The organism is Mucilaginibacter rubeus (genome assembly GCF_014643835.1).
Taxonomy (GTDB): Bacteria; Bacteroidota; Bacteroidia; order Sphingobacteriales; family Sphingobacteriaceae; genus Mucilaginibacter; species Mucilaginibacter rubeus.
Genome location: NZ_BMKD01000006.1, coordinates 403,823 through 430,355 on the forward strand (window position 1 = coordinate 403,823; position 26,533 = coordinate 430,355).

The window sequence follows — 26,533 nt, forward strand, 5'->3', positions numbered from 1 at the left end:
GTGTTTCAAAAACTGTCCCGTCAGGTTAAACATTACTCCTGCCGCTTCTTTTTAGGTTCCTGATTTATTTTCTGAACAATTGAATTCCAGCTTTTTTTGATCGTTTGTTCGTCTGCTTTCGGATTCTTTATCTGAAATAGCTCTAAGGGTTCCGCTTCGTTTCGCTTTTTTTTCATAAATCGATACACTATCATATCTGCACCCTGTAACATTTACTCAAAACAAAAATATAATTATCTCACAAATAAAGAACAAGGATTATATCCGTGCCCCAACCGATCATTTTCCTCAATATTCCCTACTGTTTATCCTTAACAAAAAGGGCTTCCTTTCAGAAGCCTTATTATAACCAACTTAGCTAAACCGGACGGTTTATTAGGGGAGAGTTACAACAAAGACAATCCCAAACAGGTTTGATACTCATTTTTTTATTTTTTTTATTTCGGATAAATTACACCAGTAACCTTGCGGATGAATCCCTTATGATCAGTTTGGTTTTCAATAAAATATTTTGCGAATCGATCATGTGGTTATCCTGAAGCTCTTCCAATAAAATTTTGGTAACCCTGAGGCCGATCTCTTTAATTGGCTGGGCTACAGCGGTTATGGCCGGGTTAAAAAGGGCAAAATTGTTAATATCATCAAATACAGCAACACCGATGTCCCTGGCAATTATCAGTCCTGATTCTTTCAGGGCCTGCAGGCCGCTTAAGGCGAGATAGTTGGTCGCAAAAAAAATGGCATCTATATCCTTTTTACTTTTCAGGAGGCTTTTAAGGTTCTGGACGGTTTTGTGTGGATCTTCATTATAGATAATTTCTTTTAGGATTGGCGGTAGCCCGTGTTTTTGGAGGGCCGCGTGATAACCGTTAACACGTTCGTTCATTTGGTCCTGCCCGGCCGCAAGCGTAACCATGGCAATGTTACGGAAGCCGTTATCTATCAAATGTAAAACAGCAGTCTCACTGCCGCGAAAGTTATCGACAAGTACTTTGGAACATTGCAGATCAGGCGAAGCGCGGTCGAACACCACTACCGGGTAACCTTCCTTTACAAGCTGGTTGATATCATCTTCCAAACCTGCAGTAGGCGCCAGGATGTACCCATCCACCTGGTAATTTTTAAAAGTTTGCAGCAGGTCACGGGCGATAACAGTAGAATTTTCAGAACTGCCATAAATAACGCGGTAACCTTCTTTATAAATATGCTCTTCCACAACCCTGGCGATGGCCGAAAAAAAAGGATCGCTGATATCTTCCACAATCATGCCCACCGTTTTACTTTTTCCTGTCCGCAGGCTGGCTGCCAGCCGGTTTGGCCGGTAACCTACCTTTTCAACAAACCTCAGTATTTTATTTTCCAACGCCACGCTGATGCCATATTGCCTCGCCTTGCCATTAAGAACATAGGAAACAGATGCTTCTGACACTTTTAACGCGGCAGCAATATCTTTCAAAGCCAATTTTTTTTTCATTTCGCCCAAAGCAGGATCCTCCTTAAGTCAAACTAACACAATCATTAATAACGCAGCACAACAACATCTCCGCCCCCTATTTTATTTGAGGTCTTAAGATAACCGCCTGGCCCCCTTTTGCATCCAGGTCAACAACAAAAGCATCATTGTGCCTAAGCTCAACCTTTTTTACCTGTATGCCGCCCTGTCCGTCATCGCCATAAACAGTAGCGGTGTATACCTGATTTTTTTCCAGGAAATCGAGCTTGAAGCTTCCTCCCCATTTCTGAAGGCCTGCAGCGCTACCGAGGTACCAGATACGGCCTTTACGGCGTGCTACGGTAATGCCTTCGCCTATCTCTCCCTGTACATATTTGCTTTCGTCCCATACAGTGGGCACATATTTAAAAAATTCAATGTCTGCCTCATCCTTATAATCCTGCGACCGCCCGTACCAGAAAATCGCCTGGAGCGGGTCAAAGTATACAATGGTCAGGGCCATTTGCTGGGCTTTGCTCACCTGGATATTTTTACTGTAATCATTCACCTTGTTGGGGTAGCAAAAGGTAAAATCGGCAGGGCCGGCCAGGTAACGCGTAAATGGCAATACGGTATTATGGAAAGCATCAGGACTGTTTTCATCGCCTCTGATCCCTTCCTGGCTCAGCACACACGGATACCGGCGGCTTAAACCTGTGGGTTTATAATGATCATGTACGTTGAGTATCATGCCATAATCATTTCCTTTTTTCATGGCCGAATCAAGCCAGGCAAGGCCTTTCTGCGTGCCGCCATCTACAAACCCAAACTTTAGCCCGCTAACTCCCCACTTTTTATAAAGCGGCAATATGGTATCTATCTTAGCTTTGAGCCCCACATAATTTACGTATAAAATAACGCCGATGCCTTTTTGCCGGGCATGGGCAATGATATCCGGCAAGTGGAAATCAGGTAAGTATCTGGTAGGATCAGAGGTAGTTCGAAATTCGGCACCGTACCAGCCTGCATCAACCAAAATGTATTGAAAGTTCATTTTTTGAGCAAAATCAATTCCATCAAGGGCGCCTTGCGTATTGATAGGTACCCTGAAAACCTTTCCGGGTTTTACATAATCAGGCACCTCATTACTAAGTGGTTTAACCAGTTTAAGATTAAGCTGACTAAACGCGTGCAAACCTATGGCAGTACTGCTGCAACTGATGGTTCGCCAGGGAGTAATGAGACTATCGGTGAACCGGATTAATGAATCCTTCCGAACCGATTTAACGCGATGGTCGCGGTAAATGGTATCCGTATAAAATTGTAACGACAGGCTATTGGGGCGGCTGCCGTGAACCAATACGCATTTGGTGTAATTGCGGTTATCGGCTTCGCCTATACTTATATATGACTGTGCGGCGGTAAGCGTTGAAGGAAGGTCACTGGTACCCGGCAATGAATCGACCATAACCGGCCGGAAAACAGATTCTTCGTGATACTGGTAAATGCGATAGCTTGTTGCAAGGTTAAACTCCGTTAGTTCCGATTTAAGTTGTACAATGCTATCACCAAGCTGCTTACAGACATACCTAAACGCCAGGCTTCCATCATATACCCTTACGATAATATCATAATTACCTCTGCCAGAGGTGCAATGAAGCATGAGCTCGTTACAATGGTTTACCAGGCTGGCATCTTCTCCCAGCGGCCACAAAAACTTTTCATTGATTTCTTTTTTGGCCGATCCCTTTAACGTGATACCCCGAACTAATGAAGAACCGGTAGTTTCGATCCCCAAACGCGACCAGTTAACAATTAACCGTGTATTGAAAATTAACCGATAATACAGCTGCCCTTGCTCATCCAGTGAAAATTGCGCCCGCGTACGGTTATCTGGTGAATAAAGCAGTGCAACAACCTTTTGTTTTGCGGACACAGCATTATTGCAAAAGGGAGAAAGGGCTATAAAAAAGGCAAAAAAAAGGTATTTATTCTTCATTGTTTAGGATACGGGGCAACAACAGTAATAAGGACAAGCAATGCTCTTAAATATACTCAAAGAGATTAGTGATTTAGTTCAAATTGTTCAGGGTATTTCATTAGGGCACATTATCTCCGGCAAATGCAGTTATTTTTTCGATATAGTTTTTTTATTGAGTATGAGAATCCGCCTTTATTGTCTTCCTCTATACACTATAAAAACTTCTATGAACAAATTCCTGGCACTGACATGTGCAGTCGTATTTTTATTAAAAACAGTCAAGGCAGAAATCATAACTTATAAAGCACCCGAAAGTAACTTGGTTAATAATACAGTTAAAGTAGATGTGCGGCAGGGCACAGGCAACTGGCAGCCCTTAGATGTATATACCGCCGATGTAGCGGCTCGTTTTGACGCGCAGCGCATTATTAAAAAAACCACTTTTACTTATTTTGATTGTTCCGGTTCGATAAAGCTTCGGGTTAAGCTAAACCAGGGGAATATCAAAGAAGTAAGGATCAGACCTACGGCATACGGCATCAAGCCCGAGGTTAAAGGCAACGTTGTGGAATTTGAATTAAACGCTTCGCAATATGTTTCATTAGAGGTAAACGGCAACATTTTTGAAAACCTGCAGATTTTTGCTAATCCTATAGAAAACAGCCGTCCCACAAAAGCCAATGCGCAAACACTTTATTTCGGCCCGGGCATCCATAAAATCGGCCGGATGGTGATCCCCTCGGGTAAAACCGTGTATGTGGCCGGCGGCGCTATTGTTGAAGGCTCATTTGTTATAGATCATGCAGAGAACGTCAGGATCTGCGGCCGCGGAATCCTTACACAGCACCCGGTACAGGGCGACAGCGTTAAACCCCAAAATACTACAGGAACACTCTCAAAATTAAGGAATGACCATTTGATCATCCAGAACAGCAATAACGTCAGTGTCGACGGGATCATTGAATTACCAACGGGTTATTCTATTTTGATGGGCGAATCAAAGCATGTGAGTATAAGTAATTTCAAAGCTTTCAGTGCAACCGGTAATGCCGATGGTATCGACATCTTTTGCAGTCAGGATATTAAGCTTGATCATATATACATGCGAAACTCTGACGATTGCATCGCCATTTACGGTCACCGCTGGAACTATTACGGCAATACCTCAGATATCTCAATTAACAACGCCATTTTATGGGCTGATGTAGCCCATCCCCTGCTGATTGGTACGCACGGCGATACTGACCACCCGGATACCTTACAAAATATCCGGGTTCAGAATATGACTGTACTTGACCATAACGAAAACCAGCTTGATTACCAGGGCTGCATAGCACTTAATGCCGGCGACAGCAACCTGATCAGGAATGTCAGTTTTGAAAACGTGGAGATTGAGGATATCCGCAAGGGGCAACTGTTTAATTTAAGGGTGATGTACAACCGAAAATATAACACCTCTCCCGGGCTGGGGATCGAGAACATACTGTTCAGGAATGTTAATTATAACGGCAAGCGGGCTAATATGTCTATTATAGTCGGCTACGATGACAAACGCGGCATCAGGAACGTTATATTTGAAAACCTGAAGATAAACGGCACCCTGATATTCGATAAGATGCCGGGCAAACCCGGCTTTTATAAAACAAGTGACATGGCCAATATATTTGTGGGTGAACATGTAGATGGGATCCAGTTTCTGAGCAAGGATTAAGCCGGATAAACGTAAGGCTTATTGACCATCTCGTCATACGCATTATTTTCTTACGCCTCCAATTTCATAAACGGTGTTCGGAATAAAAAAGCGCAGCAGTGTGTGATTTTTTTCCTATCAATAATTGAAAAAATGTTCCGAACAGCTATGTCTTTTTCTCTTCTCCCCCCACTTAGCTCCCATACTAAAGAGACTTATTCCGAGCGATTTAAAGTCGAAAGCCTGGCTTAAAAATTTCAAAAACACCACATTTCTGTGAGTATCATTTACAGCAGTCATTGTCTTTGATGTGTCTGATTATAAAACTGTTTTGTTCCACGTCCTTACACGACTTCCAAACATGCCGGAACGGCAGTAAACATGTTTACCTAAACAATTAAACCATGAAAAAACTTTTTACGCTTTGTAATTATTTGACAGGTACGCACCGGCAGATAAGGGTGCTGTTGTTTTCGCTGTCGATGTTTGTCACGATGGGTGTATGCGCCCAACCTTTTGTCCATCCTGGCGTGGCCTTTAACCGGGCCGATTTGGATCAATTGAAAGCCAACATTAGCCGTGAACCATGGCTATCTGGTTATAACGCATTTAAAAACGACTCGCATTCACAATTGGGCTATGGGCAAAAGGGTCCTTTTGCAACGGTTACCAGGGCGCCCAATCTCAACAACAGCGCCTGGATTGATGATATGCAGGCTGTTCACAACCTGGCCTGGATGTGGTGGTTTACGGGCGACTCTACTTATGCCCGCAAAGCTACCAATATGTTGGATGCATGGGCAGTAACCAATACTACCTGGGGCGGCGGAGAATCCATGCTGGATATTGGCGATTATGCCCAGTATTGGGGCGTAGGTGCTGAAATCCTTCGTTGTACCTTTCCCGGTTGGACCGCAGCCAACACACAGCACGTAAAAAATTATTTTGCTAATGTTTTATTCCCTACTTCCTGGGTACCAAGCCCCTTGCGCGACGCGAATAAAGGGGCTATTCAGTTAAAAATTGCCCTTGCCGCCTCGGTTTTTTGCGATGATGTAACCCGGTTTAACCAGGCGGTGGAAGTGTACCGGATGGATGCCGGAGGTGGGATGCGCAATTCATTGCCCGGTGGTGAAGTAGGAGATTCGGGCCGCGACGACCATTGGCGCGTACAGGCAGCCGCACTGGCATGGGGCGCAGAAGTTGCCTACAAGCAAGGAGCAGATATGTTTGCCGAATTGGATAACCGGGTATTAGCTATCGGTGAGCTGTATCATAAATACGCTTTTGACGGAGCAGCAATGACCTTTATCCCGTTGGGGGGCTATGCAAGTTATTGGACCGGCTGGGGAATTCAGCCCGGAGCAAGGGTCGGCGACATGACTAATCTTATTTACAGCGCTTATGCTGTACGCAAGGGAATACCTACCCCTAATACCGACAGGATGAGAGCAGCGTTAATGCAGCCCGGCGCCACCAATTATTCTCCGGCAGGCGGCAATTTCCTATACCTGAAATCATCGGATACATCTACCGCGGTTAAGTTGCCCCAGGTATATTATCCTGCCGATCATGTGCAGCCGGTGAGCAATCTCACCAATATTGATATCGGTAATACCGGGTTGGCGGGCAGCGCTGCCTACAATAACGGGGTTTGGACACTTCAAGGCGCCGGAACCTCCACCAGTAATGCTTTTAGCTTTAATTTTAAGAAAATTAGCGGCGATGCCGGCCTGGTAGTAAAAGTTGAGAATATGTCGTTAAATACCGGTGGTTGCGGGGTCATGTTACGCCAATCGCTGGCGCCCGGTTCAGCTTTTTATGATATTTTCCTTAAAGCTACAGGCGGTGCCGGAAACCACTACCAACCCAAAGCCCCCTGGTGGTTAAAAATTGAGCGTGTAGGTACCCGCATATTTACATACCATTCGCAGGATGGCATTAGTTGGACCGGGCTCGGTTGCTGGTATTCTGCAACAGGTTTCCCCACTGATTTGTATGCCGGATTTTATACCCTTTCCAGTAATAACTCGGCACTAAATACCGCCACGTTCAGTAATGTGGCCTATAGTCAATCTGCACCTGCCGGGTCTCCGGAGATTAGCAGCGCTACCACCGCCACAGCTACCAGTGGTGCGCCTTTCAGTTATAACATCGTAGCCAGTGCTAATCCATCTTCTTATAGTGCCACTGGCTTACCATCGGGGCTTAGCATTGATGCGGTTACCGGTATCATCTCGGGTACACCTACCACGTTAGGGCAAAGCGAAATTACCATAGCAGCCACTAATGCCAGCGGCACCGGCACGGCAACGCTCATGCTGAATGTGGTCAATAACCAGGCGCCGGCAGCGCCCGCTTCAGCTGCGGCAGCGGTTGTTAACGCTACACAAATTAATATTTCCTGGGTAGCTTCAGCCAATGCTACCAGCTATTCGGTAAAACGGTCGTCGTCATCCACCGGGCCGTTTACCACTATACAATCAGGTATAACCAACACATCATATATTGATGCCAGCCCTGTACCCGAGGTAAACAATTATTATGTAGTGACCGCGCTTGCCGGAACATTGGAAAGCGGAAACTCAAATGTTATTTTTTCATCAGTACCACCGGCTGCCCCGGCGCAGCCTGCAGCTGTTAATAAAAACAAGGAGGTTGACTTGAGCTGGAATACAGCAGCAGGGGCGGCTACTTATAATGTAAAACGCGCTACCATAAGCGGCGGTCCTTATGCTACTGTAGCCAATGTTTCAACTACGGCATACGCGGATCTGAATGTAAGCAACGGTAGCCCATACTATTATGTTGTTTCATCTGTGGGCCAAACCAAAGAAAGCTCCAATTCGGCCGAAACATTTGGCGTACCCGGCTCAAGCACTTCAACATGGAGCCAGCAGCCCGAGTCCGACTCGCTTACCCTGGCCAGCAACTGGCAGGAAAACGCGACACCTGTTAATCCAGCCATTATTACTTTTCAAAACAGTGCAGATACCGTACTGACCAACGACATCCCAAACCTTGTAGCCTCGAGAATTCAGTTTAATGCAAACGCCGGCAGCTATACCATTGACGGCGCAGCAATTCATTTGCGAAATGACCTGGTTAATAACAGTTCTGGCTACCAAACCCTGAAGATCCCTGTAACACTCGATACATTACTTAATGTAAACACACCCAACGTGAGCGGCACCGTAGTATTAACCGGGCAAATAACAGGCTCAGGCAGCCTGCTCAAGAACGGTATCGGGTTCCTGTATGCAGGGGGCAACAACACCTACTCCGGCGGTACTATCCTCAACGGAAACGGGCAAAGCTGGCCGCCGGTTTATGGCATGGAAGTATCGGGAACAAGTACAGGAGCGCCTTCCGCCCCTACATCAGGCCCGCTCGGTACCGGAAAAATAACCATGAACGGCGGCGCGCTTTTTTCGGCCAACGGCGATGCTACCTTGTACAACGATATTGAAATAGCTGCCGGAAAAACCAGTTATTTTTACCAAACCAGCAACGCATTGAACCTTTACGGGCGACTTACCGGCAGTGGAACAATTATTCAGGATGGTAACGTATATGCCGGTTTACATTTGTTTGCCGATAACAGCAGCTTCACCGGGTACTTTGTATCCAAATTACGCAGCGGCAACTCACGTACCCGCTTTGAAGTACCCCAGTCAGGCAGCGCGAATGCTTCATGGAACCTTGACGCCAACGGTAATGATTGCCAGGGCATTATGTTCCCTACCGGCACTATCAGTTTTGGTGCGTTAAGCGGCCGCGGTGCTATCCGTACAGATGGTGGCGGCAGCCCAACCATCAGCATCGGTGCACTGAACATAACTACCACCTACGGCGGAACGATGACCGGCAGTATGAACGTAGAGAAAGTTGGTACAGCTATTCTGACATTTACCGGTAACCAGGCTTATTCCGGAACAACGACGATAAAAAACGGCACTTATTTGCTCAATAACGATCCTAACAGCGGCACATTCACCAGTCCGGTGGTTGCCACGGCCGGCACGTTTGGCGGCAGTGGCAAAAGCACGTCATCGGCTACTATTGGTACCGGTTCGGGTATAGGAGCGGTACTGGCACCCGGTAACCAGGCCATTGGCATCATAAAAGTGGGTACCCTCACCATGAATGCCGATGCCACCTATAAAGCAGAGTTAAGCACCAGTTCGGCCACCAATGATAAGGTAAGTACAGCCGTTGTTAATTTAGTGAACCAGCCTAAACTGCAGATCACGGCTATCGACTCGACCAGCCTGGCCCAGGGAAGTTCGTTCACTATCATTGATAACACCGGAAGTGCGGCAATATCCGGTACATTTAAAGGCTTGCCCGAACTTGCTCCGGTAACCGTTGGCAGTTTTACGCTGCGCATCAGCTATAAAGGCGGTACGGGCAATGACGTTGTGCTGCTGGACGACCGGCCATTACCGGTAATTATCACCAGCGCGCCAACTGATACCACGCTGATAGGAAAACCTATGACTTATACCGTAACCGGAATTAAGTCGCCCAACCATTTTTCGGCCAGTGGATTGCCGGCCGGGTTACAAATTGATTCTTTATCAGGCAAAATTTCAGGAACACCAACGGAATCAGGCACCTTTAATGTAAGCCTGTCGGCAGGCAACGGCAGTACAACAGGTACTTCAACATTGGTACTCACGGTACTTAGCAGTGCTGTAAACTCTTTGACAGTTGCCGCGGGCGATGCCAAAAACATCCTTGAATGGCAATCACTTCCCGGCTACAGTTATAACGTTAAACGTTCAACAACTTCCGGCGGGCCATATACCGCACTTGGGTCGGTTAGTAACCTTACCTTCACCGACAGCAATGTAAGCAATGGCACAACCTATTTTTATGTGATAGCCCCTGCAGACAGTACCGGCGAAGGTACCAAAAGCACAGAAGTGGTTGCTAAACCCAATGCCGGGCAACGCGACTTTTATCAATTTGATGAGGTAAGCGGCAGCAAAGGCATTGATGCCTGGGGTGCCAATCATGCTGCACTCGCGGCAACAGCAAGTCGTGCTGCGGGTAAATATGGAAAATCTTTGCTGCTTGATGGTTCGGCGAACGCTTATGCAACATTGCCTGCCGGTATTTTCAGTACCTTGAACGATTTTACCATATCTGCCTGGGTGCGGATGGACGCCATAAGTACCTGGATGCGTGTTTTTGACTTTGGCTCAAGCACCACACAATACATGTTCCTTACTGTACAGGCCGGTGTTACCAACGGGCAGTCAACCATTCGTTACGCTACTAAAAACGGCTCGGCTGCAGAACAGAATATCAATTACAATTACACCTTCCCATTAAATACCTGGACCTACCTGGCGGTAACCCGGGCGGGCACTACTACTACACTTTATATAAATGGTACATCAGTTGCCTCCTCAACAAACATTACCATCAAACCATCGGCGCTCGGCAGCACCACACAAAATTACCTGGGCAAATCGCAGTTTGCCGATCCGATGTTCAAAGGCTCCATTGATAATTTCAAGATCTACGGCAGGGCATTAAGCAGCACCGAAATTGCTGCCGATATATTGGGCGATCAAACAATTACCTTCGCCTCCTTCAGCGGAAAAACATTCGGTGATGCAGATTTTGTACCCCTGGCGACAGTTTCATCAGGTTTAGCGGTTTCTTACAGCAGTTCAGATACTACTGTTGCCAGTGTGATCAATGGCAACATCCACATTAAAGCGGCCGGAACAACAACCATCACTGCTTCCCAGGCCGGAAACAGCAGTTTTAAAGCAGCTACTTCTATTAATCAAAGCCTCACCATTAGCCAAAACGCACAAACCATTACGTTTAATGCGATCCCTGCAAAAACAGTTGCCGACAGCGATTTTGCGGCCGGTGCTGTAGCCAGTTCTGGCCTTGCGGTAAGCTATAGCAGTTCGGACAGTACGGTAGTTCAGATAGCGGGCGGAAAGTTGCACATAACCGGTGCGGGTACCGCCGTGATCACCGCCTCCCAGGGTGGGAATGCTAATTATCTTGCGGCATCACCGGTTACACAAACACTTACCGTTAACAAGCTGAGCCAAAGCATCAGTTTTGCCGCGTTACCTCTAAGCAGGCCTGGCGATGCAGATGTCAGCCTGAATGCGACAGCTACTTCCGGGCTTACAGTTGTTTACACCAGCTCAAACTTAAACGTAGCTACGATAATCAATAATAAGCTGCATATTGTAGGCGCGGGCAGCAGTGCTATTACAGCGCAGCAAGGTGGCAACACTCGTTTTGACACGACAGCCTCAAGCAAAACCTTCATCGTATTGCCATACAATGTCCAGGTACAATCCTCCGATGGGGATAACAACCAGCCTGTAAACAATCTCATTAAGCCATTTCTGAAAATTGTTAACCAGGATTCTGTCGCCATTAATTTAAACGAACTGACCATGAGGTATTGGTTTACCGCGGAAAATTATGCCGGGATCAATTCGTGGATTGATTATGCCCAAATGGGGAACAGTAACGTTACCATGAAATATGTTCAGTTACCCAACCCGCGCACAGGCGCCCTGGGTTATATAGAATATGGTTTCCTGAATAACGGCCAGCTCAGCGCAGGCGGCAATTCCGGGGTTATTCAGTCGAGGTTTGCCAACCAGGACTGGTCAAACTTTTCGGAGGCCGATGATTATTCATACCTGCCATACACCGGGAGCTATGCCGCAAACAGCCATATCACCCTTTACCGCAACGGGCAGTTAATTTACGGTACCGAGCCTGCTGCAGTTACAGCTACCACGGCTTTTACTGTATCTTATCAAAACCAAAATCAAAGCACTTCCGGAAATACGATCAGTACCTACCTGGCGCTTAACAATACCGGAAACGTGCCTGTCAATTACAGCGATCTTTCCGTTCGTTATTGGTTTAGCCGCGAAGGCACAGCAGGATTGAATTTCTCGGTAAGCTATGCCAAACTGGGCAACAGCAAAATCAACAACCGGTTTGTTACTTTAAGTCCCCCTTTAACCGGGGCAGACACCTATCTTGAATTAACCATCGATCCATCGGCCGGTTCGCTTTACCCCTTAAGCAATACCGGTAACATTCAATACCAGGTTAATAAAACAGACTGGTCGGCATTTAACGAGGCCAATGATTATTCGTTTGCTGCTAAAGCTGCTATGGCGCTTAACAGCCATATTACCGTTTACTATAAAGATCAGCTGATTTATGGAACTGAACCTACATTGCTCAGCAGCAATTCGCTGGCTTCAACCATAGGTCAAAAAACCGGTATTGTACAGGATAACAGCGCACCTATCGGTACTGTTCAAAACAATGTGATCTACCCAAACCCGGTGGCTGCACGCAGCTTCAACATTAAACTAACGCCCGACCTGGAGCAGAAAGAGATCAACCTGGTTATCCGGGATAATTTTGGCAAGGTTATGCAAAGCGGCAGGTATCGTGGTTTTGGCGGTAACCTTGGGGTTCAGTTAACCCGCTCGTATATGACCGGTGTTTACTTTGTTCAGATCAACAATCTGGCACCATTGCGCATGATAGTAAGCCCATGATTTTAGCTAAAAGCAGAATGCACAAAGCTTAAAGCTAAAAACTTTAAAACGCAAAAAGGGATGGCAGGGTTGCCGTCCCTTTTGCTTTTACAGAAATTCCCTTTACCCCTGACAGAAACGCTTGGTGTATTAAATATTAATACTCGGTAGCCCCAATATCAAAAGCCGTACCCGATGGGCGTACAGCATTATAAAAATCAAATTTTATGCCGTATGATAAAACGTTTGCCCCCTGATCAATAAGCGGCGATGACGGTTGTAAATGGAAATCATCTCCGTTATAATCTACAAACCCGCAAACACTTACATCTGTGTTTATATAATTATTTGATTCGGTAAGTTTAACGCTGGTGCTTTTTAAAATTATCGGCTGTACCGATGCCGATTGTATGATAGCATTATTAATAACGGTATTCATGGGGATAGTTTCGGAGTTTAACTTTATACCTCCTAAAACAGAGCCCACAATGGTATTATTGATAAACTGAAAATCCGGGCCCGGCGTATACCGTGAATCAGCAAAAATACCGTAAGCTTTTGAGTCAATAATATAATTATTGAATACCTGGTTATCCCCAAGGCCAAGAACAATGATGCCGTTGCCGGGCGCATTCTTAACCAGGTTGTTATAGCATTGTCCGCCGGTACCTTCTCCTATTTGTATGCCATTATTTTGATAAGAAGCAAACGGACTTATCCCCGGATTTTTAACGGTGTTACTATAGATCATGCACCCCGACGTAGCACTGCCAACCTGGATCCCTTCGGCACCGGTAGAGTCAACAAGGTTTTTGTAGATCCTGGCATTCACGATATCGTGAGGTAAAACTGTACCGCAGGAAGTTGAAACGCCATTCTGATAAAAAGAATTTCCTATATAAAGGCCCTCCCCTCCTGTTTTGTGAACGTAATTATCATGAATTATTACATTACTCATGGTAAAATTGCCCCGCCAGGTTGCAGCGTCGCATGTTGGATCGGTTTTTGCCATGATCCCCGCAAACCCGCTGTTACGCACCTCAACATTCGCGATCTCAAAGTCCGAGCTCAGATAGTCCATCGTCATACCGATGTTGCCGCCGTTTATATCAAACCCGTACTTAATTGAGGAAACGCCATTTCCCATTACCTTAAAGTACTGGCAGTTTTGTGTCTTAAATGCATACGAGGCGGTAGTTTCAGCAGTGAATGACACCCTTCCGCCCTGGTTAACAATTAAGATAGGAGCGGCGGCTGTACCTTTAAAGTTTTTAAGCAGCAAAGCCCCGCGTTCACCGGCGGGAATATATATTATAGCCCCCGCGGGGATATTTGTACCGTCAACCATCCATTCGGTAGTTTTAACGGTATAAGTATAGGTAGTTACCGGCCTGGTTTTCAAAATTTTCAGTTTTCCATCCTGCTCCGGAATTGAACTTGCCGGTGTTTCAATTTTGTTTATACTTTTTGAACACGCAAAGCATGATATTACCAGCATACCAGCTATCATGCTTAGTAAGTAATTGTTATTTCCCATTTATTAATCTGAAAGAGTTTTGATAATCAACCATTCCCTGTTATGCGGAACCGGCAGTTCTACGTTATTTTTTCACATATTGTTGCCCGCACAATTAAATCACCCGCTTGCAGCGTTCAGGGGCTTCGGTAATAAACAAGAATTGTAAAAAAGAGGGTTGCTTTAATAGCACATGGTTGCATAGGCTATCGCCGATGCAAAAGGCTTGCAGTTTATAACTGAGTGGAATTACCCTCACGGACGCCCATATGATTATATAAGGACCATTGCCGCTGACTTAGCCTGATAGTCCATCCTGGTAAGATTAAACCTGTTTTATTTTACTGCGCTTAGCCTGCTGATATTCAGTGGGTGTTGTACCGAATTGTTTCAGGAAATTACGGCCCAGGTGTGATTGAGAACTGTAACCTACCATGTTGGCTACTTCGTAAATTTTATAATCACCTTCTTCCAGTAACTGCGCGGCAGCCTTGAGGCGGGTGATATTGATAAGCTCGTTAATAGTAAGATTGGATATAGCTTTAACCTTGCGGTACAGCGTTGGCTTACTCATATTCATGAGATTGGCTATCTGCTCTACATCAAGCTCGGCGTTTTGGATGTTTTTGTAGATAACACCGTTTAGCTTATCCAAAAAGCTTTCATCAGGTTTTGAGTAGGCCATCGACTTGATATGCGCCAGCGGCGAGCTCGCAAAATGCTCCTTAATTTTATTACGGTTAATAAGCAGGTTAGCTATCTGCACCTGCAAATGTTCGGGTGAAAACGGTTTTTCGATATAGGCATCGGCACCAACTTCCAGTCCTTCAATTTTACTTTGCAGGGTATTTTTAGCAGTGAGCAATATGATAGGGATGTGGCTGTAATCGAAATTGGTTTTAATGGTTTTGCACAGCTCAAACCCATCTATTCCCGGCATCATTACATCGCTTATAATAAGCTGGATGTTCTCGATGGCTATCATATCCAACGCTTCCTGTCCGTTAAGGGCTTTAATAACCGAATATTTGTCGCTCAGATCATCCGAAATAAAATCAAGTATTTCAGGGTTATCATCCACTAAAAGTATAACTGGTTTCATAAAGTCAATATTCTCCTCTCTGTTACTTAGGTCTGCCTGCTCATATTCATCGGGGGTAATATGAAGGTCGAATTCTTTTTCCTGGTGAACAGGCAAAGTAAGGTTAAATATATTAAAATCGTTAATAGATTTATTCAACACCAATAAGCCCTTATGCAATTCGGCTAACGAGCGCGATAACGAAAGTCCTATCCCGGTGCCAATTTGTTTTTCCGACCCTTTCATCCTGAAGAAAGGCTCAAAGATCTTTTCGCGCATTTCGTAAGGGATCAGGTGCCCGTTATTCCTTATTTCGATGGTAAAGGTAGGGTCGTTAACCGGGTGATCAAGCAGTTCGATCTCAACAACAGAAGTGCTGTATTTGATGGCATTACTGATGAGGTTACTCATTATTTTGGTAAACGCTTCAATATCAACATAGGCATAAACGGTTTTAACCGGATGTATAAAGGTATAACTGAGGTTCTTTTGTTCGGCCATGGGCTTAAACCGCAAAAAGGTATCGGCAAGCAGATCCATAATATCGGTTTTAACAAAGCTGAGGCTAAAGCCATTGGTTTCGGTTTTTCTGAAGTCAAGCAGCTGGTTGGTAAGATCGAGCAGCCGGTTGGTATTCTTTTCCATGATCTTCAGGTTGTTTTGAATATCCGGAACATGCTCCGCCCGCCTGATCACTTTTTCCATCGGCCCTTTAATAAGCGTTAAAGGTGTACGGATTTCATGGGCCACGTTGGTGAAAAATTCAATCTTAGCATTATAGATCTGTTTTTCCTTATCATTTTCAAGGGTTTCGATAATGCGCTTATTTTTTTCGCGGGTTTTACGGTGATAGCTTCTGAGCAGGTAGTAACCTGTTAGTAAAAATAACAGGCAGTAAGCAATGTATGCCCAAACGCTTTCCCAAAAAGGAGGTGCTATATCAATTTCAATACTTGTTTCTTTTTGGGTCCAGATGCCGTTATTGTTTGCCGCTTTTACTACAAAGGTGTAATGTCCGGGCTGCAGTTGCGTAAAATAAACTTTTCGGTTGCGTTTAAGTTCGGTCCAGCCTTTATCCAAACCTTTCATCGTGTATTTATATTGGGTCATTTCGGGCGATGGGAAGCTCAGCGCAGCAAAATCAATACTGAATGAAGATTGGTTATAATTAAGGTTGATCTTTTTTGTGGTGATGATAGATTGTTTTAATAATGAATCGGCACCATTAACAGAGATCTCTTTATTGTGCACCTGGAAACCGGTTATATAAACCGGGGCTATAAAGTAATTCTGCTTAAAACTGGCAGGGTTAAAGCTAACCATACCACGCACACAACCAAAGTACATGGTACCGTCGGCATCTTTAAAAGACGAGTTGTAGTTAAACTGGTCACTTAATAAACCGTTGGCTTTTGTATAAATTTTTATGCTCCCGGTATTATCATTAAAGCAAACCAGCCCCCGGGTAGTGCTGATCCATAGGTTTTTATGGCTGTCTTCTTCCAGTCTGAAAATGTAATTGCTCGGAAAGCCGTTATTGGTGTCATAAAACTTATAGCTATCCGCTTCGGGATCATATCTCCATAAACCCAAACCTTCGGTAGCAAACCATAGTTTGTGGTTACTATCCTCAAAAACGCCGTTAACCGTGGTGGTGTTAAGCACATTTTTAACGGGGTAACGATAGTTTAGCTTAGTGCTTGTATTGTTTGCCGGATTGTAGCAGTAAATACCATCCCTTACGGTGCCAACCCAAATTTTGCCCTTATGGTCTTCGGTTATGGCGTAAATGAAATCATATGGGGGTAATTTATCTATCAGGGTAAAATCCTTGCTTGCCAAATTATACCTGTAAATGCCACGGGTAGTACCAACAAAAATGAGCCCGCTGCGGGTTTTGCAAAAGCAAATTATAAAGTTGCTTTTGAGGTCATTATTTCTGCTTCCGGCCAGGTAAACGCGTTCAACCTTGCCGGTTTTAATGTTCATGATATCCAGTCCCCGTTCAAAAGTACCTACAAACAGTTCATTGCCTAATGCTAATATACCGTGGATGTTGGTATTGGAGATGCTGGCACTTCCGCCGGGATTATAATGGGTCCAGGTGTTATCGGGAGCCAATTTGTTTAACCCGTTATCTTCGGTGCCCATCCACAGGTTGCCATACATGTCTTTGGTAATTTCGCGCACCACGTTTCCTTTAAGGGAATTTGGCTCAGTGTCGGGGTAAAATTTGTTAAAGGTTGAATATTGTTTAGGGTAATAGTTGAGGCCGCCAAAATAAGTGCCTGCCCAAACCCCGCCTTCCGAATCCTTATAAAGGCAATAAACGGCATTATCCGATATGGAGTAAGGGTCATTGAAATGCTTTCTGAGATTAAGAAATGTGCCCTTTACCGGGTCATAAATAAATACGCCCGATTCTGTGGCTATCCAATATTCTGTATCGCTGTATTTTAAAAAATCGCGCACGTAAACAGCCGTTTTATCCGGGTTGTAGTTAAGCAGGTCCTTGTAGGTATAGGTTTCAGCATTAAATTCCTTAAAACCATGACTATTGGTACCTACAAATATTTTGTTGTTACCGGCATAATAAATCTTCTCAATAAACTTTGAGGTAACTTTATCAGTTGGCTTAAACACGTTGTAAGCGGTAAAAGTGCGGCTTGCCCGGTCAAATTTCTCCATTGCGCCGGTTGAAGAAGAAGCCCACACTGTACCATTAATGATTACTACAGACGTAGCCTCAAAATGCTGCGAAGGCCAGTAATCAGTTCTTTCGCCGGTTTTTGTGTTATATCTTATTAATGAAGCTCCGGCTACAAACCAGCAATTATCATGTTCATCAAAAGTGATACTGCGCACACCGTTAATATTTGCCGTATTGATATGTGTAAATGTTTCTGACAGGGGATCATACTTATCAAGGCCCTCGTCGGTACCTATCCAAAGCGTACCTTCTTTATCAAGGCACAGGGTATGCACCATGTTGTTGGAGATGGTGCTCTTATTTGCAGGGTTATGTCTGAACGTTTTAAAGGTATAACCATCAAAACGGTTCAGGCCGTCCTTAGTACCAAACCACAAAAAGCCGCGCCTGTCCTGCATGCTGCAGTAAACGGTATTATGCGATAACCCATGCTCAACCTGGTAATGCTTGAAGTAGTAGGTCTGGGCATTGCAAATACCGCATGATACTGTAAAAAATAATAGAAATATGTATAGTGGTTTCAAAATAATCAGCTTAACGCAAATATAGCCAATCTATTGCAGCGTTTCCCTTCTCCCGAAAATTGATACTTTTTGACTAAGTATTGATATGATTTGGTTAAGCGCCGGGGCCAAAATCCTTTTTCTTTACAACATGATTTTAGATATGTCAATTGTACATTTTTAAAATCAAAACTTAACCAATTAATAGATCATTTATGAGAAAATTTTTACTACTCAGGCATGGGGGAAACCCTCATGTGCAGTGGCCGCCCAGTAAATGGAGCCCCAAAGTAATGCTAATCGCTTTTTTCATCATGACCGGTTTCCTTTTTTCGTTTAGCGCATCCGCGCAAAATAAAATTAAGGTAACAGGCAACGTGGTTGATACCACCGGCCAGGTACTTACCGGCGTAGCCGTACGGGTACAGGGCACACAGGGGGGTACCACAACCGATGCGCAAGGCAATTTCAGCATTAACGTACCGGGTGCAAACAGCACTTTGGTTTTTACTTACATCGGTTTTACTACACTCGAATTACCGTTAAACGGCCAAACAGCCGTAAAAGTGCGGTTGCGTGCCACAAACTCGGCTTTACAGGAGGTGGTTGTTACGGGTTACGGTACGCAAAAGAAGGCATCTATCACAGGTGCCATTTCAACAGTTACCAGTAAAGACCTCGACCGCGTACATGCCGGTTCAACTGTAAGTACAGGTTTGGCAGGTAAAATTCCGGGTGTAACTTTCAGGATGTCTGAAGGCAGGCCTGGTGCCAGCGCCAGCATCCAGATCCGTAACATGGGTACGCCTTTATATGTAATTGACGGGATCCAGCAGGATGAAGGCCAGTTTAACAACCTTGCTCCTAACGATGTGGAAAGCATTTCTGTTTTGAAAGACGCTTCGGCAGCTATCTACGGTGTACGTGCGGCTAACGGTGTAGTAGTGGTAACTACCAAAAAAGGCGCAGGTGAAGCCCGCATCAATATTGATGCTTACACCGGTTACCAAAACTGGTACAGGTTCCCCAACGTATTAACCAATTCATATGATTACATGCGTTACCGCGCTGATGCCGAGGTAAACAGCAATGGCTCAACCAGCATTACCCAAGCCGAGCTTGATAAGTATAAAGCCGGCACCGAAAAAGGTTACCAAAGCTTTAACTGGCGCGATTATGTTTTGAAAAGCAATAACAACGCCCCGCAAAACTCGGTGAATGCCAATTTTACCGGCGGTAACGACAGGGTTAACTATTATGTTTCGGCAACTAACCTTTATCAAAATTCGCAGTTGGGTAAAGAGTATAAATTTAACCGTTCAAATATCCAGTCGAACGTTTCGGTTAAAGTGGCCAACGGTTTAAAAGTAAGCCTGGACATTAACGGCCGTATCGAAACCCGCGAAAACCCTGGCGTACCGGGTGGTGATGATTACTTCCTTGCCCGTTTTGCCGTTTTAAGGAATACACCGCTTGAGCGCCCGTATGCCAACGATAATCCGGCATACCTTAATGATATCGGCCATACCGAATCAAACTATGCCTTCCTTAACAAAAAGCTTTCGGGGCTTTATCACAGTGACTGGCGTGTGCTTCAAAGCAACTTCGGTGTTGAATATCAGATACCAGGCGTGAAAGGTTTAAACGTAAGAGGCTTATATTCATACTATATCGCCGATTACTTGCTTAATAACCAGGAGTATACCTATAACGCGTATACCTACAGACCCGCTACCGATACCTATGATGTAACCGGCGGCAGCACCAACCCATGGCGCGAACGTGAGCAACGTAAAGAGTTTGCCAAAACTTACCAATGGCAAATTAATTATAACAACAGTTTTGGTAAACATACCATTGGCGCTACGTTTGTTTCTGAACGTATTGAGTTAAAACATTTACGTAACTGGATCCATGCTTCGCCAATTTCAAATAACCTGCCATTGATCTACTTCCCAACAGCCGATCAATACCAGGATAGCGATAATACCGAAACCCGTATAGGTTACATCGGTCGTGTAAACTATAACTATGACAACCGCTATTATTTAGAAGCTTCGGCAAGGCGGGATGCATCTTATTTGTTTGCTCCTGATAAACGTGTTGGCTATTTCCCGGGTGTATCTGCCGGCTGGCGCATCACACAGGAAGGTTTCATGAAAAAGTTATTAGGCGAAAACAGTATCCTGAATGATTTGAAATTCCGTGGTTCATACGGTGTGTTAGGTGACGACCGTGATCCGGGAAATTCAGCTAATCCTATTGTGGCCCCATATGCTTATTTGCCAGGTTACAACTACAACCAGGGCACCTATATTTTTGATGGCAACGCGGTTATCACTTCAAGGGATAAAGGGATCCCTGTAACCCGTATTTCATGGCTGAAAAGTAAAATTACCGATGTTGCTGCCGATTTCAGCTTGTTTAACAGTTCACTGAATGGTACTATCGATTATTTCTATCGTAAACGTACCGGCTTGTTAGGTACTAAAAATGATGTTGTGGTACCTATTGAAATAGGCTACTCTTTGCCGAAGGAAAACGCGAGCAGCGATTCGCAACGCGGTTTTGAGATCTCGCTTAACTATAACGGTAAAATTGGCAAAGCAAGCTATAATATAGGCGGTAACTTTGGCTACACCCGCCAAAAAAACCTGCAAAGCTATAACCCGCTATTCTTTAACTCATGGGATCAATACCGCAACTCGACCGAAAACAGGTACTCGCATATCGACTGGGGCTACCAGGTTATTGGCCAGTTTACGTCGCAGGAACAGATCAACAACTATACTATCAACAACGATGGCAAAGGTAACCGTACCTTATTGCCGGGCGACCTGATGTATAAAGATCAGAATGGCGATGGAAAAATTGACCAGTATGACGAGCGCCCTATAGGTTTCGGTTATGGTACACAGCCTAATATCAACTTCGGCTTTACAGTTGGTGCTGCTTATAAAGGCTTTGATTTCCATGCCGATTTTTCAGGTGGTGCAGGTTATACCTGGTTCCAGAATTATGAAACCCGCTGGGCGTTCCAGAACAATGGTAACCTGAACTCGATATTTGAAGACAGGTGGCACCGCCAGGATATGTTTGATTTAAACAGTCCGTGGGTACCGGGTAAATATCCGGCAAACAGGGTGAACCCAGGTTTTGGTCATAGCGATTACGAGCTAAACGGCCAGCGTAACTCAACTTTTTGGTTGCATAGTGTAAGGTATTTAAGGGCCAGGACTTTAGAACTGGGCTATTCATTGCCGACTGATATGCTTAAGAAAGTGAAGATCAGGAGAGCGAGATTTTATGTTAACGCGTACAACATGTTTTCATTTGATAACCTGAAACAGTATGGCGTTGACCCGGAAACTACCGATGATAATGGTTTACAGTTTCCGCAAAGTAAGGTACTCAACTTCGGCGTTAATTTAACCTTTTAATTAATTCCTAAAGTTTAAAAGCAAATGAAAAAGATTTCAATTATAACAATGCTGGCAATCTCTGTAGTAGCGGGATCGTGCAGAAAAGATAGTTCATTTTTAGATGTGCCGCCTAAACAGGTGCTGCCAACAGATCTGGCATTTTCAGACCCTGCCCTGGTACTTTCAATCCTTGGCGATCTTTATGACAGACAACGCGATTTCTCAAGTTTAGATGGTTATCCCTCAAGAGAATATCCTCAGTCACCAAATGGTGACAGGGAGCCGGGATGGCGCACATTCGCTGATTTCAGCGAGGCTTTCCCTTCAGAAAATGGCAGCAGCTTCCTTGTGCAACGTACAGGCTGGGGCTACGGCGAATGGGCAATATGGGATTATGGTTATATCCGCGACCTGAACCTTTTTATACAACGTGCAACCGCGGCCACCAAACTTACCGAAGGTGATAAAGCGCGTTTTATTGCCGAGGCCCGCTTTTTACGCGCTAACTATTATTTTGAAATGGTTAAACGTATGGGTGGCGTTCCGTTAATTACCGATCCGTTGGCTTATGATTACTCCGGTAACGTTACCCCGCTTCAAAGGCCGCGTGCTAAAGAATCAGAAGTATATGATTTTATTATCAGCGAAGCAGAGGCTATTAAATCAATACTCCCGGCAGATGTTAACCAAAAATCAAGGGCAACTAAAGCGGCAGCATTAGCCATGGAAGCAAGGGCTGCACTATATGCAGGTTCAATTGCAAAATATGGCGCCACTACGCCCCAGGTATCATTACCGGGGAACGAAGTTGGTATTCCTTCTACGCAGGCTAATGCTTATTATACCAAAGCATTGAGCGCTTCTCAGGAAATTATTAACGGTTCGGCAGGCAGCTACCAGTTATACAAAGTACTTCCTGACCTGAGCGATAACTTCGCTGCTATTTTCCTTGATAAAAGCAGTGTAAACCAGGAAGCTATATTTGTTGAGGACTTTAAAGCCAACGGCGGTAAAGTACACGGGTTTACCACTAATGATCAGCCATTCTCAATGTCCGACGAAGGTTTGGACGCAGGTCGTTTAAATCCGTCGTTGAACCTGGTTGAGGCTTTTGAAAAGCTGGATAATACCTACGCGCCAATTGCAACAAAAGATGCGGGAGGTAATCCTGTGTATTATACCAACCAGCTTGACGCTTTTGCAGGCAGGGATGCACGACTTGCAGGTACGGTATTGTTACCAAATGGCTTATTCAAAGGTAAAAGGACTGAGGTTTTTGCAGGCTACCAGCTTGGCGATGGTACAGTGATCAGCAGCGGCGACGCTACTATAACACAGGATGTACCGGGACTTGGTAAAAATATCCAGGTTGTTGGCAAAGACGGCCCTGTTAATGGATTGGAGTTTCGCACGCAAACCGGGTTTTATATCCGTAAGTATCTTGATCCAACGGTAGGCTCTGGCCGTCGCGGCCGCGGAAGCGACGTTAACTTTATCCGTTACCGTTATGCCGAAGTGCTGTTGAATGCTGCAGAGGCTGCCTTTGAACTTGGCCAAACAGGTACTGCGCTTGGTTATATTAACCAGGTAAGGTCACGTGCAGGATTAACCACTCCCCTGGCTGCACTCACCTTTGACAGGATAGTGCATGAGCGGAGGGTTGAGCTTGCATTTGAGGGGCACACCCTATATGATATGAAACGCTGGAGACTTGCCACAAGAGTTTGGGATGGTGCCCAAATGTCGGTTGCTGATCTGGTTAGCAATATTGGTAGTGCTACCAAACACAATACCCAGCCTTTCGGTTTATGGCCTTATAAGTATTTCAATCCGGGTAATCCTAATAGCGGAAAATGGATCTTTAAAGAAGTAAAACCGAGTGCTGTAACGGGTGCCAACAGGTTCCAGATAGGTAATTATTATTCACAAATAGGTGATGATATATTATCAGCAAATCCTAAAATTGTAAAGCAACCAAATCAATAGGTATTAATAATTAACCATCATGAAAATAAAATTTCATCATATCATACTTGGGCTCTTACTTGCTACCATGGGTTGCAAGAAGGATAACTATGATGCGCCCTCATCAAAACTTACCGGTCGTCTTACTTATAAAGGGGCGGCAATTAACGTTGAATATAATCAGGTCCCTTTCGAGCTTTATCAGCCGGGCTTTGGTAAAACAGGTGCAATTAAGGGCACCTTCCAACAGGATGGCAGTTACTCAACGCTTTTGTTTAACGGTAATTACAAATTTACCATTCCGCCAAATCAAGGCCCATTTATGTGGAAAGAACTTGCCTCGGGTAAAAGGGATACATTGGCTGTAACTGTCAGCGGTAGCCAAACTCTTGATATTGAGGTAACTCCATATTACCTTATTAATAATACCAAAATAACGGGTGCCAGTAAAGTTGTTACCGCCGTATTTGATTTACAAAAGGTTATAACCGATGCCAATGCCAAAAATATAGAAGCTGTTGTGTTGTATATTAACAAAACTCAGTTTGTATCAGCAGGTGATAATCAAATTGCATCTACTAATATTGCTGGTTCGGCAATTACAAACATGAATAACGTCAGCATAAGCGTAAATGTGCCAACTATAACACCTACGCAAAATTATGTGTTCGCTCGTGTAGGACTTAAAGTTGCAGATGTTGAAGATATGATTTTCTCGCCTGTAGTGAAGGTTAACTACTAAAATTATAATAAGGCCCCGCTTCATGGCGGGGCCATTTTTTTCTCCCTGCATAATTAATTACATAATATCCTTACACTTCAAAACTGATGAAGAAACTATCGCTTTGCCTGTCTCTTTTTATTACTACTTATCTATCTGCCAATGCACAGCAAGGCGAATGGCATTTGATAAAAGACAGGATCACTACCCCATGGGCCGAAAAGGTTGACCCTAAGGCACCGCTTCCCGAATATCCACGCCCGCAAATGGTACGTGGCAACTGGCAAAATCTTAATGGTTTATGGAACTATGCCATAGTGCCTAAAGCAACTACAGGGCCTGCCAAATATGAAGGAAAGATCCTGGTGCCTTTCGCGGTTGAATCTGCCCTGTCGGGAGTGGGTAAAACGGTGGGTAAGGATAGCATGTTGTGGTATAAAACAACCATCAGCTTAAATAAAACATTAAAAGGTAAAGATGTACTGCTGCATTTTGGTGCGGTTGACTGGCGTACCGAAGTATTTGTAAACGGTAAAAGTGCCGGCATCCATGAAGGCGGCTTTGATCCTTTTACATTTAACATTACCCCTTATTTAAAAGGCGGTTCAAAACAGGAAATTACCGTAAGCGTGTGGGACCCGACAGATGATGGTCCGCAGCCGCGTGGTAAACAGGTAAAAAAGCCCGAAGGAATCTGGTATACTCCTGTTACCGGCATCTGGCAAACTGTTTGGTTGGAAGGTGTAGCTAAAACACACATTGAAGCCACCAAACAAACCCCTAACATTGACGCTCACACACTATCGGTTTCGGCCGAAGTTACCAATAGCCAACCGGGCGATAAGCTGAAGATCAGCGCCTGGAACGGCAAAACCCTCGTATCCGAAAAAACAATTGATGCCGGCGAAACTGCTGTGCTGGATATCAAAGATCAGCATCTATGGTCAACTACCGATCCTTTTTTGTATGACCTGAAAGTTGCCGTTATCCGCAATAACAAAGCTGTTGATGAGGTAGGCAGCTACTTTGCCATGCGCAAAATTTCGCTTGGAGCTGATGCCAACGGCATTCAGCGCATGTTGCTGAACAACAAATTTGTGTTTCAATACGGCCCGCTTGATCAGGGCTGGTGGCCTGATGGCTTATACACCCCGCCAACATATGAGGCTATGAGCTTTGATATTGATAAGTTGAAGGAAATGGGCTTTAACATGATCCGCAAGCACATTAAGGTGGAGCCGGCACGTTATTATGCTTATTGCGATAAAACAGGTATGCTGCTTTGGCAGGATATGCCGAGCGGCGATTTAGGCAACCATTGGGAAAATCGTCCCGGCGTGCTTGACCGCGCAACTGACCAGCAACGTACTCCCGAATCTGAAAGCTACTATCGCAAAGAGTGGAACGCTATCATTAACTCATTATATAACTATCCATGCATCGTAGTCTGGACTCCGTTTAACGAGGCCTGGGGACAGTTTAAAACTGTGGAGATCACCGAATGGACGATGAAAAAAGACCCGTCACGTTTGGTGAACAGTGCCAGCGGTGGCAACTTCTACGATACCGGTAACATTGTCGATTTGCATAACTATCCGCACCCTGCTATGCCACGTCCTGAGATCTTCGGTAAAACTAAAGCGGTTGTTTTAGGCGAGTTTGGTGGTTTGGGCTGGCCGGTTGACGGACATACCTGGCAGGCCAATAAAAACTGGGGCTACCAAAACTTCAAAAACGGCGACGACCTGTTTAAAAGATATTCAACCTTTACCGATAGGCTGGAAGAATTGATTAAAGTTGGCCTTTCGGCAGCAGTATATACACAAACAACAGATGTGGAGGGCGAAGTAAACGGCTTCATGACCTATGATCGCAAGGTGATTAAAATGCCTGTTGAATTGTTACAAAAAGCCAACAGCAAACTGTACGATCCGGCCCTGGTGAAATAATATCTTTACG

At 44.8% G+C, this 26,533-nt stretch carries 10 protein-coding genes; 6 read left to right on the forward strand and 4 right to left on the reverse strand.

Annotated features, from left to right (window positions below; all coding sequences use genetic code 11):
• Positions 1-451 precede the first annotated feature (451 nt).
• Together IEX80_RS20705 and IEX80_RS20710 are read right to left on the reverse strand one after the other, a co-directional pair.
• Positions 452-1,474 carry a substrate-binding domain-containing protein gene (locus tag IEX80_RS20705; protein ID WP_188834000.1) on the reverse strand — a complete coding sequence of 341 codons (1,023 nt, stop codon included), beginning with the start codon at positions 1,472-1,474 and terminating at the stop codon, positions 452-454.
• Between the two features lie 76 nt (positions 1,475-1,550).
• Positions 1,551-3,431 (reverse strand): glycoside hydrolase family 97 protein, encoded by a 1,881-nt coding sequence (locus IEX80_RS20710; protein ID WP_188834001.1) that lies wholly within the window; start codon positions 3,429-3,431, stop codon positions 1,551-1,553.
• A gap of 208 nt (positions 3,432-3,639) precedes the next feature.
• On the opposite strand from IEX80_RS20710, the gene IEX80_RS20715 reads away from it, so the two are divergent.
• Positions 3,640-5,124: a glycosyl hydrolase family 28 protein gene (locus IEX80_RS20715; protein WP_188834002.1), complete on the forward strand. Its 1,485-nt coding sequence runs from the start codon at positions 3,640-3,642 to the stop codon at positions 5,122-5,124.
• Positions 5,125-5,507: 383 nt separating this feature from the next.
• A complete protein-coding gene (locus IEX80_RS20720) occupies positions 5,508-12,677 on the forward strand; it encodes a cellulose binding domain-containing protein (protein WP_188834003.1) in 7,170 nt (2,389 codons plus the stop codon).
• Between the two features lie 136 nt (positions 12,678-12,813).
• Here the strand turns inward: IEX80_RS20720 and IEX80_RS20725 are convergent, their stop codons facing one another.
• Both IEX80_RS20725 and IEX80_RS20730 read right to left on the reverse strand, forming a co-directional pair.
• Positions 12,814-14,193 (reverse strand): right-handed parallel beta-helix repeat-containing protein, encoded by a 1,380-nt coding sequence (locus IEX80_RS20725; protein WP_188834004.1) that lies wholly within the window; start codon positions 14,191-14,193, stop codon positions 12,814-12,816.
• A gap of 304 nt (positions 14,194-14,497) precedes the next feature.
• The gene (locus IEX80_RS20730) at positions 14,498-18,487 is read right to left on the reverse strand and encodes a hybrid sensor histidine kinase/response regulator transcription factor (protein ID WP_229701695.1); all 3,990 of its coding nucleotides are present in this window, start codon (positions 18,485-18,487) and stop codon (positions 14,498-14,500) included.
• 194 nt (positions 18,488-18,681) lie between these two features.
• Between IEX80_RS20730 and IEX80_RS20735 the strand changes: the two genes are divergently transcribed.
• The 4 genes from IEX80_RS20735 (at position 18,682) to IEX80_RS20750 (ending at position 26,523) form a co-directional block, all read left to right on the forward strand.
• Positions 18,682-21,906 (forward strand): SusC/RagA family TonB-linked outer membrane protein, encoded by a 3,225-nt coding sequence (locus tag IEX80_RS20735; protein WP_229701696.1) that lies wholly within the window; start codon positions 18,682-18,684, stop codon positions 21,904-21,906.
• Positions 21,907-21,930: 24 nt separating this feature from the next.
• Positions 21,931-23,874, forward strand: a complete 1,944-nt coding sequence (locus IEX80_RS20740) for a RagB/SusD family nutrient uptake outer membrane protein (RefSeq protein ID WP_176622348.1) — start codon at positions 21,931-21,933, stop codon at positions 23,872-23,874.
• A gap of 19 nt (positions 23,875-23,893) precedes the next feature.
• The gene (locus tag IEX80_RS20745; RefSeq protein ID WP_176622346.1) at positions 23,894-24,595 is read left to right on the forward strand and encodes a DUF3823 domain-containing protein; all 702 of its coding nucleotides are present in this window, start codon (positions 23,894-23,896) and stop codon (positions 24,593-24,595) included.
• Positions 24,596-24,681: 86 nt separating this feature from the next.
• Positions 24,682-26,523: a glycoside hydrolase family 2 protein gene (locus IEX80_RS20750; protein ID WP_176622344.1), complete on the forward strand. Its 1,842-nt coding sequence runs from the start codon at positions 24,682-24,684 to the stop codon at positions 26,521-26,523.
• Positions 26,524-26,533 lie beyond the last annotated feature (10 nt).

Bases quoted from the DNA above. Each gene is read 5' to 3' on its own strand.
- IEX80_RS20710 (WP_188834001.1), bottom strand. From the start codon at position 3,431: ATGAAGAATAAATACCTTTTTTTTGCCTTTTTTATAGCCCTTTCTCCC.
- IEX80_RS20705 (WP_188834000.1), bottom strand. From the start codon at position 1,474: ATGAAAAAAAAATTGGCTTTGAAAGATATTGCTGCCGCGTTAAAAGTG.
- IEX80_RS20725 (WP_188834004.1), bottom strand. From the start codon at position 14,193: ATGGGAAATAACAATTACTTACTAAGCATGATAGCTGGTATGCTGGTA.
- IEX80_RS20745 (WP_176622346.1), top strand. From the start codon at position 23,894: ATGAAAATAAAATTTCATCATATCATACTTGGGCTCTTACTTGCTACC.
- IEX80_RS20720 (WP_188834003.1), top strand. From the start codon at position 5,508: ATGAAAAAACTTTTTACGCTTTGTAATTATTTGACAGGTACGCACCGG.
- IEX80_RS20750 (WP_176622344.1), top strand. From the start codon at position 24,682: ATGAAGAAACTATCGCTTTGCCTGTCTCTTTTTATTACTACTTATCTA.
- IEX80_RS20735 (WP_229701696.1), top strand. From the start codon at position 18,682: ATGAGAAAATTTTTACTACTCAGGCATGGGGGAAACCCTCATGTGCAG.
- IEX80_RS20740 (WP_176622348.1), top strand. From the start codon at position 21,931: ATGAAAAAGATTTCAATTATAACAATGCTGGCAATCTCTGTAGTAGCG.
- IEX80_RS20715 (WP_188834002.1), top strand. From the start codon at position 3,640: ATGAACAAATTCCTGGCACTGACATGTGCAGTCGTATTTTTATTAAAA.